At 45.4% G+C, this 12,582-nt stretch carries 12 protein-coding genes; 10 read left to right on the top strand and 2 right to left on the bottom strand.

Features of this window, described 5'->3' with window-relative positions:
* Positions 1 to 88: 88 nt before the first annotated feature.
* The 5 genes from asd to DMI82_RS00810 all read left to right on the top strand — a co-directional run bounded on the left by asd (position 89) and on the right by DMI82_RS00810 (position 5,165).
* Complete coding sequence (gene asd / locus DMI82_RS00830) at positions 89 to 1,174, top strand: aspartate-semialdehyde dehydrogenase (protein WP_110102062.1); 1,086 nt, start codon at positions 89 to 91, stop codon at positions 1,172 to 1,174.
* 99 nt (positions 1,175 to 1,273) lie between these two features.
* Positions 1,274 to 1,510 (top strand): DUF3343 domain-containing protein, encoded by a 237-nt coding sequence (locus tag DMI82_RS00825; protein WP_015525721.1) that lies wholly within the window; start codon positions 1,274 to 1,276, stop codon positions 1,508 to 1,510.
* Positions 1,511 to 1,691: 181 nt separating this feature from the next.
* Positions 1,692 to 2,447, top strand: coding sequence for a formate/nitrite transporter family protein (locus DMI82_RS00820; protein ID WP_110102060.1), 756 nt, complete (start codon positions 1,692 to 1,694; stop codon positions 2,445 to 2,447).
* 1 nt (position 2,448) lies between these two features.
* Positions 2,449 to 4,500, top strand: coding sequence for a DNA topoisomerase (locus tag DMI82_RS00815; RefSeq protein WP_110102059.1), 2,052 nt, complete (start codon positions 2,449 to 2,451; stop codon positions 4,498 to 4,500).
* Positions 4,497 to 5,165: a UDP-N-acetylglucosamine pyrophosphorylase gene (locus DMI82_RS00810; protein WP_110102057.1), complete on the top strand. Its 669-nt coding sequence runs from the start codon at positions 4,497 to 4,499 to the stop codon at positions 5,163 to 5,165. Before DMI82_RS00815 ends, DMI82_RS00810 begins: the two co-directional genes overlap by 4 nt.
* 123 nt (positions 5,166 to 5,288) lie before the next feature.
* On the opposite strand, the gene DMI82_RS00805 is transcribed toward DMI82_RS00810, so the two are convergent.
* On the bottom strand, positions 5,289 to 6,026 hold the full coding sequence (locus DMI82_RS00805) for a TraX family protein (RefSeq protein WP_110102055.1): 738 nt from the start codon (positions 6,024 to 6,026) through the stop codon (positions 5,289 to 5,291).
* Positions 6,027 to 6,272: 246 nt separating this feature from the next.
* On the opposite strand from DMI82_RS00805, the gene DMI82_RS00800 reads away from it, so the two are divergent.
* The 3 genes from DMI82_RS00800 to DMI82_RS00790 all read left to right on the top strand — a co-directional run bounded on the left by DMI82_RS00800 (position 6,273) and on the right by DMI82_RS00790 (position 8,522).
* Positions 6,273 to 6,965, top strand: a complete 693-nt coding sequence (locus DMI82_RS00800; RefSeq protein WP_015525726.1) for an iron-sulfur cluster assembly scaffold protein — start codon at positions 6,273 to 6,275, stop codon at positions 6,963 to 6,965.
* Positions 6,966 to 7,005: 40 nt separating this feature from the next.
* Positions 7,006 to 8,016: a GGGtGRT protein gene (locus tag DMI82_RS00795; RefSeq protein WP_015525727.1), complete on the top strand. Its 1,011-nt coding sequence runs from the start codon at positions 7,006 to 7,008 to the stop codon at positions 8,014 to 8,016.
* Between the two features lie 212 nt (positions 8,017 to 8,228).
* The gene (locus tag DMI82_RS00790) at positions 8,229 to 8,522 is read left to right on the top strand and encodes a phage holin family protein (RefSeq protein ID WP_015525728.1); all 294 of its coding nucleotides are present in this window, start codon (positions 8,229 to 8,231) and stop codon (positions 8,520 to 8,522) included.
* 189 nt (positions 8,523 to 8,711) lie between these two features.
* Here the strand turns inward: DMI82_RS00790 and DMI82_RS00785 are convergent, their stop codons facing one another.
* Positions 8,712 to 9,995: an O-acetylhomoserine aminocarboxypropyltransferase/cysteine synthase family protein gene (locus DMI82_RS00785; protein ID WP_110102053.1), complete on the bottom strand. Its 1,284-nt coding sequence runs from the start codon at positions 9,993 to 9,995 to the stop codon at positions 8,712 to 8,714.
* A gap of 513 nt (positions 9,996 to 10,508) precedes the next feature.
* On the opposite strand from DMI82_RS00785, the gene DMI82_RS00780 reads away from it, so the two are divergent.
* Complete coding sequence (locus DMI82_RS00780) at positions 10,509 to 11,513, top strand: Gfo/Idh/MocA family protein (protein WP_110102051.1); 1,005 nt, start codon at positions 10,509 to 10,511, stop codon at positions 11,511 to 11,513.
* A gap of 202 nt (positions 11,514 to 11,715) precedes the next feature.
* Positions 11,716 to 12,549, top strand: coding sequence for a sugar phosphate isomerase/epimerase family protein (locus DMI82_RS00775; RefSeq protein WP_021651116.1), 834 nt, complete (start codon positions 11,716 to 11,718; stop codon positions 12,547 to 12,549).
* Positions 12,550 to 12,582: the final 33 nt, after the last annotated feature.

The raw sequence follows: 12,582 nt of genomic DNA, 5'->3' as shown, positions 1-12,582 counted from the left end.
TGCTTGCATTTTAGGAAAAATTGGTATAGTATTTACAGAAAAGACAAATGTGTGCCATGGAGGGACACAAGATGAGGAGAGTTTTATTATGAGTGAAAAGCTTAAAGTCGGTATTTTAGGTGCAACTGGAATGGTTGGTCAGAGATTCATTTCTCTTCTGGAGAATCACCCGTGGTTTGAGGTGGTTACTGTAGCGGCAAGCCCGAGAAGCGCAGGCAAGACCTACGAGGAGGCTGTAGGCGGCAGATGGAAAATGGATACTCCGATGCCGGAGGCAGTAAAGAAGCTGGTTGTTATGGATATTCACGAGGTTGAGAAGGTTGCAGCTACTGTTGACTTTGTATTTTCCGCGGTTGATATGACTAAGGATGAGATCAAGGCGATCGAGGAAGAATATGCAAAGACAGAGACACCGGTTGTGTCCAACAACAGCGCACACCGCTGGACACCGGACGTTCCGATGGTAGTTCCGGAAATCAATCCGGAGCACTTCGAGGTTATCGAATTCCAGAAGAAACGTCTCGGAACAAAACGCGGCTTTGTAGCTGTTAAACCGAACTGCTCTATCCAGAGCTACGCTCCGGTACTTACCGCATGGAAAGAGCTCGAGCCGTATGAAGTAGTTGCCACTACATACCAGGCTATTTCCGGAGCAGGAAAAACCTTCAAGGACTGGCCGGAGATGGAGCACAACATCATTCCGTACATCGGTGGTGAGGAAGAGAAGAGTGAGAAGGAGCCATTAAGACTCTGGGGCAAGATCGAGGACGGCGTGATCGTTCCGGCTACCACACCTGTCATCACATGCCAGTGTGTACGTGTTCCGGTCCTCAACGGACATACAGCAGCTGTATTCGTTAAATTCCGCAAGAAACCTACCAAAGAGCAGCTGATCCAGAAGCTGGTTGAGTTTAAGGGACTTCCGCAGGAGCTTGAGCTTCCAAGCGCTCCGAAGCAGTTCATCCAGTATCTTGAGGAGGACAACCGTCCGCAGGTACAGATGGATGTAAACTATGAGAATGGAATGGGAGTATCTGTAGGACGTCTTCGTGAGGATACTGTTTATGATTACAAGTTCATCGGACTTTCCCATAACACAGTAAGAGGTGCCGCAGGCGGAGCGGTTCTCTGTGCAGAAACTCTGAAAGCGAAAGGATATATCCAGGCTAAATAAGAACTGGATCCTTTACAGGAAATAAAGAAAATCATCAGGAACGGGATATCGGTTTTTCCGGTGTCCTGTTTTTGCGTATGTGGAAGGAACAAAGGAGATATGCGCAGAAAAGTAATTACTACAGTTGTGACATTTTCCACAACCACGGCTGCCATGAAAATGGAAAGAACGGCCAAGGAATCCGAATTTCCGGGAAGGCTGATCCCGATCCCTTCAGAGATCAGTGCCCAGTGCGGACTGGCATGGAAATGCGTGGAGCAATCAGAGGAGGAAACAGAAAATTTCCTGAAAAAAAAGGAACTGGCCTGGGATGGCATCTATCGTGTTCTGGTATAAAACGGATATTGTTTGTTGTATGTAACAAAACGGAAATTTTTGAAAATTTTCGCATTTTTATTGTTAAATAATTAGTAAAGTGTTACAATATAACAAGCAGATTTCCGGAAAGCGTGTTGCTGTGAACAAAGAAGCAGCAACAAAGTGCCACGCTTGCTAAAAATATGTGGAGGTGCTATTTATGAACAGGGAGGATGTAGAGAAACTGTCAACCGCTGCGAAGGGTAAGATAAACTTACTGAACAGCAATTTCGGAAAATACTTTATGCGGGCGATCATGGCCGGATTTTTTATTGATGTGGCGATGATCTACAGTAACGTTGTTGGAAATGTATTTTCCAAGACATTCCCGGAATGGGGGAAATTCCTTGGAGCCATCGTGTTCTCTATTGCGGTCCTGCTGATCGCAATGGTAGGAGGAGAGCTGTTTACCGGTAACAATCTGGTAATGGCTTTTGGTGCGTATGACAAGAGCGTATCATGGAAAGATGTAGGCAAGGTCTGGGGAATCAGTTACATCGGCAATTTTGTGGGATGCCTGATCCTGGCGCTGATCTTTGCAGGTGCCGGAGCGTCCGGTACAGCAGATTATTTTGCTGGATTTATAAACGGAAAACTGAGTATTCCGGCAGGACAGATGTTTTTCCGTGCGGTACTTTGTAATTTCTTCGTCTGTCTTGCTGTTCTCTGCGGCATTAAGCTGAAGAGTGAGTCAGGCAAGTTCCTGATGATTGTGATCTGTATTTCAGGTTTCGTTGTCAGCGGATTTGAGCATTGTATTGCAAATATGGGTATTTTTACAGTTGCATTCTGTATGGTGCCAGGATTGTCTGTCGGCGCTATGCTTAAAAGCATGGTGATCGTAACACTGGGAAATATAGTTGGCGGAGCTGTGCTTCTGGCATGGCCGCTTAGAAAGATGAGTGCAGATAAATAGTATGGCAAAGGCTTTATACATAGCGGAGAAGCCCAGCGTGGCACAGGAATTTGCGAAGGCTTTGAAGATCAACGGTCAGAGAAAAGACGGATATCTGGAATCTGATGATTCTGTGGTAACCTGGTGTGTAGGACACCTGGTTACCATGAGCTATCCCGAAAAATATGATATCAAGTTTAAAAGGTGGAGTTTTGATACCCTGCCTTTTTTGCCGCGCGAATTTAAATATGAAGTGATCCCCGGGGTCAAAAAGCAGTTCGAGATCGTAAAAGGACTGCTGAACCGGCCGGATGTGGATACCATTTATGTGTGTACCGACTCCGGACGTGAGGGTGAATATATCTACCGTCTGGTAGCCCAGATGGCAGGAGTAAAGGGGAAAGTCCAGAAACGTGTGTGGATCGATTCCCAGACAGAGGAAGAGATCTTAAGAGGGATCCGTGAAGCGAAGGATATCTCGGAGTATGATAATCTGGCAGCATCTGCGTATCTCCGCGCAAAGGAAGATTATCTTATGGGAATCAATTTTTCCAGAGTTCTGACCTTGCGCTACGGAAGCAGTGTCACCAATTATCTCCATTCCAAATATCAGGCCATTGCAGTTGGGCGTGTGATGACCTGTGTTCTTGGCATGGTGGTGCGGAGAGAACGGGAGATCCGTGTCTTTGTGAAGACACCGTTTTACCGTGTCCTTGGCAGCATTGGACTTGCAGGCGAAAATTTTGACGGTGAATGGAGAGCTGTGGAAGGCAGCCGGTATTTCCAGTCCCCGTATCTTTATAAAGAAAACGGCTTCAGGAAAAAAGAGCATGCACAGATGCTGATCGATCAGCTGATGGTGAACCAGCCCCTTTCCTGTATTGTGGAAAAGGTGGAACGAAAAAAAGAAAACAAAAATCCGCCGCTTCTTTTTAACCTGGCGGAGCTTCAGAATGTGTGCTCAAAGCTGTTTAAGATCAGTCCGGACGAGACACTCCGGATCGTACAGGAGCTTTATGAGAAGAAGCTGGTGACTTATCCGAGAACGGATGCCAGAGTTCTTTCCACGGCAGTGGCCAAGGAGATATACAAGAATATATCCGGTCTTCGAAATTATCAGCAGGCCGGTGCTGCGGCGGCAGAGGTTTTGGGGATGGAATCCTGGAAAAGCATTGCAAAGACCAGATATGTGAATGACAAGCAGATCACAGACCATTATGCGATCATTCCTACCGGTCAGGGATTGAATGCGCTTGGAAGCGTGTCTCTTACTGCGCAGCGTGTGTACGAGACTATTGTACGGAGATTTTTGTGTATTTTTTATCCGCCGGCCGTTTATCAGAAGGTGAGTCTTGTGACGAAGCTGGATGGCGAGGCATTCTTTTCATCCTTTAAGGTTCTCAAAGAAGAAGGCTATCTGAAGACCGCCACGAATTCTTTTTCGCGGAAAAGGGCTTCAGACAGTGAGAAAAACAGAAATGGAGAGGAAGACGAGGTTTCCTGTGATACTGTGCTCCTGGAGGCGTTGCAGAAGCTGAAAAAGGGTGATATACTTCCTGTGAACGGTTTGAGTATCAAGGAGGGTGAGACTTCACCGCCCAAACGATACAATTCCGGTTCCATGATCCTTGCCATGGAAAATGCAGGACAGCTGATCGAGGATGAGGAGCTTCGAGCCCAGATCAAGGGAAGCGGGATCGGCACCAGTGCTACCCGTGCCGAGATCCTGAAGAAGCTTTTTAACATCAAATATCTGGCACTGAACAAAAAGACCCAGGTGATCACTCCAACGCTTCTTGGGGAAATGATCTTTGATGTGGTAAATTGTTCTATCCGGCAGCTTCTGAACCCGGAGCTTACGGCAAGCTGGGAAAAGGGGCTCACCTATGTGGCAGAGGGCAGCATCACGGAACAGGAATATATGGACAAGCTGGAGCATTTTGTGCGGGTACGTACCCGGCAGGTGGAGGCAAGCAATTATCAGTATAACCTGCGGCAGTTTTTTGATGTGGCCGCTGTAAACTACAGGAAGCCGGAGCGAGCTTCCAGACAGGGAGGAAAGAGATCATCATGATGAAAGATTTTACTATCAGCAATATGCTGGATCTGAATGAGACCATTGCAGCAGAGCTTTTTGAGGGAAAAACCTATCCGTGGGAGGTTCTTCCGGAGATCGGAGATTTCATTATTAAGCTGGGAAAAACACTGGATTCTTCTGAATATGAGGAGAAGGGCGAAAATGTATGGATCGCAAGATCTGCTACAGTTGCGCCGACTGCAAGTATCACCGGACCGGCTATCATTGGCAGAGACGCCGAGGTGCGCCACTGTGCGTTTATCCGCGGCAAGGCTATCGTTGGTGAGGGCGCAGTTGTGGGAAATTCCACAGAGCTTAAGAATGCAGTGCTGTTTAACAAGGTTCAGGTTCCTCATTATAATTATGTTGGAGATGCTGTGCTGGGATATAAGTCCCACATGGGTGCCGGATCGATCTGTTCCAACGTAAAATCAGACAAGAAGCTGGTTGTCGTAAAAGACGGGGATGAAAAGATCGAAACCGGTCTTAAGAAATTCGGAGCGATGCTCGGGGATCATGTTGAAGTCGGATGCGGTTCTGTGCTGAATCCCGGTACTGTGATCGGACGGAATTCCAATATTTACCCGCTGTCACCGGTACGTGGATGTGTTCCGGCGGATTCCATTTATAAAAATGCAAAAGAGATCGTAAAGAAAAAATAAGAAACATATTCTTCTGGACACGCATTTAAGCTGCACTTTTGAGAAAGTGCAGCTTTTTTTGATGGGGTGATGGATGCAACAGTATTGGTCGTGGAAGGATGAACCGACCGGGAGCGGGCGGGATTAAGATAAAAACAAAAGCTGTCGAAGTATGACCAGTCCTATAATATGGACTGGGTAAAACCAGTAAAAGAAATATTTTGCTGATTTTCCGCGGATGAAGCCTCTTTTTCCATTGTACAGGTTAATGGACAGAAAGGCAAAGGAGGCTCTCCATTCATAGTAAAGCCAGCAGCTTCCGAGGATTGCCTGGCCTGGCTTATCGTTTCGCATATAGTACATGATCAGCAGGAAGATATACCCCCGCCATCCATAGTCTGCTTTCAGAAAAATGGAAACAACAAGCAGTCCCAGGATGCAGAGAAGCTGCATCGAAGGTCTGGCCTGGAAATATTCAATGGCACAAAAGGCCAGATATCCGAGGAAAAGCGTAAAAAACACATTTTGTCTTTCGTAACGCAGCGTATTTGTAAACATCAGATTCCACGGAATTTCTGAGAGCAGCGCAAAAAGAAGGAGATTTCTTCCATAGAGGAACCGGCTCCGTGTATGACGGAAGCCTTCCAGCAGGAGAAAACAGAAGATGGGAAAAGCAGCTCTTCCGATATCGCGGAAAATAAGATATACAGTATATTCTCTGCCGAAAAGTGTAAACAGGATTTTCTGTGCAGGCTGATACATACTGAGCAGCACAGCTCCGATATGATCGATCAGCATGGTGATGATCGCGATCATCTTCAGAGCGCTTCCGCTGAGAATGCGGTATTTTTCTGGAAAAACAGAATCCACAGATGCATTCATGAAAAATATACCTCCAAGGTTAAACTTGCTAATATATTATCACATACATACAGTAGTTGCCAGAAATATTTGACAGTTAGGCATGCAATACTGCCGGAATAACTACCAATATTATGCGTTTTATGGCAAAATTTTATCAAATATGACTGGACGAAACAACGGTTTTGTGAGAAAATAGCGATAGGGTGTTATCGAACTTTTTTTCTCAATAACATCGGTCAATCTATACTTGAAAGGAGTTTTAAAATGATTTATTCACGCGAAGTAGAAGAAATGTGTCCAGTGGCACAGGGCGTACATCATGGTGCCGCTCCGATCCCGGAAGAAGCAAAATGGGTTCAGGCAAAAGAAGTAAAGGATATCTCCGGATTTACACACGGTGTTGGCTGGTGTGCTCCGCAGCAGGGTGCTTGTAAGCTTTCCCTTAACGTTAAAGAGGGAATCATCCAGGAGGCACTTGTTGAGACAATCGGATGTTCAGGAATGACTCACTCTGCAGCTATGGCTTCTGAGATCCTTCCAGGACTTACCGTTATGGAGGCACTGAACACAGACCTTGTATGTGATGCAATCAATACAGCTATGAGAGAGCTTTTCCTTCAGATCGTTTACGGACGTTCCCAGTCTGCATTCTCCGAGGACGGACTTGCAGTAGGCGCTGGTCTTGAGGACCTTGGAAAAGGACTTCGTTCTCAGGTTGGTACAATGTATGGAACTCTGAAAAAAGGACCTCGTTACCTTGAGATGGCTGAGGGTTATGTTACAGGTATCGCTCTTGACGAGAACGATGAGATCATCGGATATCAGTTCGTAAGCCTTGGAAAAATGACTGACTTCATTAAGAAAGGTGATGACCCGAACACAGCATGGGAGAAAGCAAAGGGTCAGTACGGCCGTGTTGCAGATGCTGTTAAGATCATCGACCCAAGAAAAGAGTAATTACACTTCGTAAGGTGAAAATATCAGGAGGTTACAGGAAATGGCTTTATTTGAATCATATGAGAGACGAATTGACAAGATCAATTCTGTTTTAAACAGCTATGGAATCGCTTCTATCGAAGAAGCTGAGAAAATCACTAAAGACGCAGGACTGAACGTTTACGATCAGATCAAAGGCATTCAGCCGATCTGCTTCGAGAACGCTTGCTGGGCTTACACAGTAGGTGCAGCTATCGCGATCAAAAAAGGCTGCAGAAGAGCCGCTGATGCAGCTGCAGCTATCGGAGAAGGTCTTCAGGCTTTCTGTATCCCGGGATCCGTTGCAGACACACGTAAAGTAGGTCTTGGACATGGAAACCTTGGAAAGATGCTCCTTGAGGAAGAGACAGACTGCTTCTGTTTCCTTGCAGGACATGAGTCTTTCGCAGCAGCTGAGGGTGCGATCGGTATCGCTGAGAAAGCAAACAAGGTTCGTAAAAAACCTCTTCGTGTTATCCTGAACGGTCTTGGAAAAGATGCTGCTCAGATCATCTCCCGTATCAACGGCTTTACATATGTAGAGACAGAGTATGATCCATATAAGAACGAGGTTAAGGAAGTATTCCGTAAATCCTATTCTGAGGGACTTCGTGCAAAGGTTAACTGCTACGGCGCTAACAGCGTTCCGGAAGGTGTTGCGATCATGTGGAAAGAGGGCGTTGACGTTTCCATTACAGGAAACTCCACAAACCCGACTCGTTTCCAGCATCCGGTAGCAGGAACATACAAAAAAGAGTGCAACGAGAAAGGTAAAAAATACTTCTCCGTTGCTTCCGGCGGTGGTACAGGACGTACACTTCATCCGGACAACATGGCAGCAGGTCCTGCTTCCTATGGTATGACTGATACACTTGGACGTATGCATTCTGACGCTCAGTTCGCAGGATCTTCTTCCGTACCGGCTCACGTAGAGATGATGGGTCTTATCGGCGCTGGAAACAACCCGATGGTTGGTATGACAGTTGCTGTAGCTGTTTCCGTACAGGAAGCTGCTGACGCTGGCAAATTCTGATTTCAGATAACGAAAAATAGTGGGAAAGGCTGTAAACCTTAGGGTCTATGGCCTTTTTCTTTTTGCTCTGAAATAGAACAAAATATTCTCAAAAAGTGTGAAAAAACAGCAATAGCGAACACGTAGCTAACATTTTTGGGGAATTTATGAAATATTTTTTGGAGAAATTCATAAAATAAATCAAAGCGGCAGGGGAGATACTGAGAATATTTATGGAAGCGCTTGTGGATTATATTAAACCGGAATTGCTGATCACAGCGATCGCTTTGTATTTTATGGGGATCGCACTGAAGGAGGCTCAGGCTGTGAAGGACAAATATATTCCGCTGATACTGGGGTGTGCAGGGATACTTATATGCGGAATTTATATTTTTGCTACCTGTTCCTGTAAAAATGCACAGGATATTGCAATGGCAGTATTTACATCCACGACACAGGGAGTCCTGGTGGCGGGGCTTTCTACATATGTGAACCAGCTGATCAAACAGCTGGAAAAAGATGAATAATGGATTTTGTAAGGTAGTTTCAGATACTTGCAGCAGCTGCAGGAATTTATGCGCCAGAAGAAAGCCGTTCAGAACAGGATGCAGGTAATTTGCGGAAATGCCATAATTGAGAGTAGGAGAAAATATATCATAAAAAGGAAGGATACATCATGCATGAGCAGATGTATCCTTCCTTTTTGAATTGGTTATTTATGCATTTTTCAGTGCCTGATCCAGATCTTTGATAATATCATCTACATTTTCGATACCAATGGAAAGACGGATCATTCCGGGAGAAACTCCTGCTTCAACCAGCTGCTCGTCGTTCATCTGACGGTGAGTATGGCTGGCTGGGTGAAGGACCATAGTGATGGAAGCAGCAACATGAGTTGCGATGGTGGCAAGCTTCAGACTGTCCATAAAACGGACTGCTGCATCACGGCCACCGGTCAGTTCAAAGGAGATAACGCCGCAGGTACGGCCATCCTTCATATATTTCTGAGCCAGTGTGTGATATTTATCCTCTGGAAGTCCTGCGTAATTTACATGAGAAACCTTTTCGTGTGCGTTTAGGTATTCTGCGATCTTCTGGGCGTTGGAGCAATGGCGTTCAACACGCAGTGGAAGCGTTTCCAGGCCGAGGTTCAGAAGGAAACAGTTCATCGGAGACGGAATAGAGCCCAGATCACGCATCAGCTGGGAAGTAGCCTTAGTGATGTAAGCTTTTTTTTCAAACTGCTTTGTATAGACAACACCGTGATAGGATTCATCCGGCTCTGTCAGACCGTGATATTTATGGCCATAGGCATCCCAGTCGAAGTTACCGCTGTCGACAATGGCACCGCCTACCTGAACGGCATGCCCGTCCATATATTTGGTGGTGGAGTGGGTAACGATATCTGCACCCCACTCGAAGGGACGGCAGTTTACCGGTGTGGCAAAGGTGTTATCCACAATAAGAGGCACGCCGTTCTGGTGTGCAACGTGTGCAAATTTCTCGATGTCCAGGACGACCAGAGCCGGATTGGCGATGGTTTCTGCAAAGAGAACCTTTGTGTTCGGTTTAAATGCGGCAGCAATCTCTTCTTCTGTTGCATCGGTATCAACAAAGGTGCAGTCAATGCCAAGCTTCTTGAAGGTGACGGCAAGAAGGTTGAAGGTTCCTCCGTAAATGGTAGAAGCGGCAACAACGTGATCGCCTGCCTCACAGATATTAAATACTGCGTAGAAGTTGGCTGCCTGTCCGGAAGAAGTCAGGATCGCAGCAACACCGCCTTCCAGATCTGCGATCTTTGCAGCTACGGCATCGTTGGTCGGGTTCTGGAGACGGGTGTAAAAATATCCGTCTGCCTTCAGATCAAATAATTGGCCCATTTCGTCAGTGGTGTCATATTTGTAAGTAGTGCTCTGATAGACAGGAAGTGCACAGGGCTCGCCCTTGGATGGGGTATAGCCGGAGTGGATACATTTAGTCTCTAAATTATAGTCGCTCATAGGGATAAGTCCTTTCTGCTGTGTTTTTCGTATGAATTTAACCGAATCAGGGAAGCCTGCCTGCGTTTCAGGGATTTCTGAGAGAAGCTTTGATCCTTAAAGTTCGGTTAAATAAAGTATGAAAAATGCATTTGTGTATTTTAAATAAAACTACATATAAGTATAACTCTTTATGTGTTGAAATACAATAATATTCTACATAAACTCTACTAGGGTATAAGGGAAATGAAATATTGCGTTCTGGTGCACATAATAAAACGCTATATGATCAACGTTTATAATAAGCATAGTAAGTCATTTTATAGATGCGAAAATGTGAGTGAATGCCGAAAAAAATACTGTAAAACAAACAGAATATGTGAATGGAGTAACAAATAGTGAAAATCGCATAAAAACAAAATGGAAATTTTGTACAAAAAAGACATTGCGTTCACGTGCACAAAATGATAATATAACATCATCAAAAAGAACACAAAAACAGAAAACAATAAAAAATGAACGGAGGAATTTAAAATGTTAAGAGTAGGAGTTATCGGATGCGGCGGAATGGGAAGAGATCATATCAGAAGACTGACAGAGAAGATCCAGGGAGCAGAAGTAGTAGCTGTTTCCGATGTATTTGAGGAAAGTGCCAGGAAAGCAGCCGAGATCTGCGGAGCAAAAGTCTATGCAGACAGTAAGGAGCTCATCAATGCAGAAAACGTAGATGTAGTATTTATCGTATCTCCGGGCTTCGCACATGTAGATTCTCTTCTTCAGGCGATCGAGGCCGGCAAGAGGATTTTCTGTGAGAAACCATTATGTACAACTGCTGAGGACTGCCTGAAAGTAGTAAAGGCAGAGGAGGCAGCCGGCAAACATCTCATCCAGCTTGGATTTATGAGACGCTACGACAAGGGATATCAGCAGATCAAGGAAGCACTTGCAACCGGAGAATACGGCGAGCCGCTGATCCTTCACTGTACACACAGAAATCCGGAGGTAGGTACCAATTACAATACACCAATGGCTGTGCACGATACCGCAATCCATGAGATCGATGTCCTTCACTGGCTTGTAGATGATGAGTATGAATCAGCACAGGTAGTAATGCCAAAAGTGACGAAATATTCCCACTCTGAGCTGAAGGATCCGCAGATCATGATGCTCCGTACTAAAAAAGGTGTATGCATTGATGTAGAAGTATTTGTAAACTGCAAGTTTGGATATGACATCAACTGTGAAGTTGTATGTGAGGACGGTGCACTGAAAATGGCACAGCCGGCTTATCCGTCTATCCGCAAGAATGCGGCAGTGTCCACTGCTATTGACACAGACTGCTTCGTAAGATTTAAAGACGCTTATGATAAAGAGGTTCAGGACTGGGTTGATAACGCAGAGGCAGGAGTGATCACAGGACCGAATGCATGGGATGGATACCTGGCAGCGATCACAGCAGATGCTCTTGTAAAAGCGCAGGAAACCGGACAGATCGAGAAAATCGTTTCAGCAGTTGAGAAGCCGGAATTTTATAAATAAATATATTTTACGAGCTCCACCTCATCAAGTGTGAATTATCATACCAACTTATTGCTACAGACTTCCCCAATGAGTCTGCGGCGGCAGTTACCGGCAGGATCCGATTCCGCTTCGGCTTTGTTGAAACTGCAGTGGAAAACCTGCCGGTGAGATTAACTGGAAAAATTGGCTGAAAAGTAAAAACATATGGAGGGTATTGAAGATGAAATTAGGATTTAATGAAGCAACTGCACTGGAATGTAAAGGACAGTCTCTTATGGCAGACCTGGAGATGTGCGAGAAATATGGTTTTGATTATATTGAGATCCGCTTTGACTGCGTAAAGGACTATCTTAAAGAGCATACACTGGAAGAACTTGCAGACTGGTTTAAGAATCATCATCTGAAACCATGGGCATACAACACTCTGATCTTCTTTAACCAGAGAGATGAGGCAGGGGAAAAAGAGATTGACGAAGAAGTTGATTTTATCCTGAAGGTTTCCAAAGCGATCGGAATGAAAATGCTGATCACCGTTCCAAGCTTTGATGTAAAAGACAAATCTGTCAGTGAGATCAAAGAAGAAGCAGTTGCACGTCTTCGTTATCTTTCCGATAAGGTTGGCGCGGATATGAAGATCTCCTTGGAGTTCTGTGGTGCACCGAACTGCTCCATCAATCAGTTTGGAACAGCCTATGATGTGGTAAAAGCAGTAGACAGAGATAATGTAGGCGTTACCGTGGATACCTTCCATTTCCATGAGATGTGCTCCCGCCTTGAGGACCTGAGAGCTGCTGATGGCAAGAAGATTTTTGCATACCATTTAAATGACTGTGAGGATCTTCCGCTTGGCTCCTGCGGAGACGACAAGAGACTGTGGCCGGGTGAGGGTGTTGTAGATCATGCAGGAATCGCAGCTGCACTGAAGGAGATCGGTTTTGATGGCGTTTGCACCATCGAAGAGTTCCGTCCGGAATACTATGCAATGAGCCATGAGGACAACGTGAAAAAGGCTGCGGAAGTTACCAGAGACTTTGTGCAGAAATATTTCGGATAATTCATTCAGAAAGGTCCGACCTTAAACCGATAG

It is taken from the genome of Blautia sp. BCRC 81119 (genome assembly GCF_003184505.1).
GTDB classification, from domain to species: Bacteria; Bacillota; Clostridia; order Lachnospirales; family Lachnospiraceae; genus Blautia_A; species Blautia_A fusiformis.
This window is presented reverse-complemented; position numbering and strand designations above follow the sequence as displayed.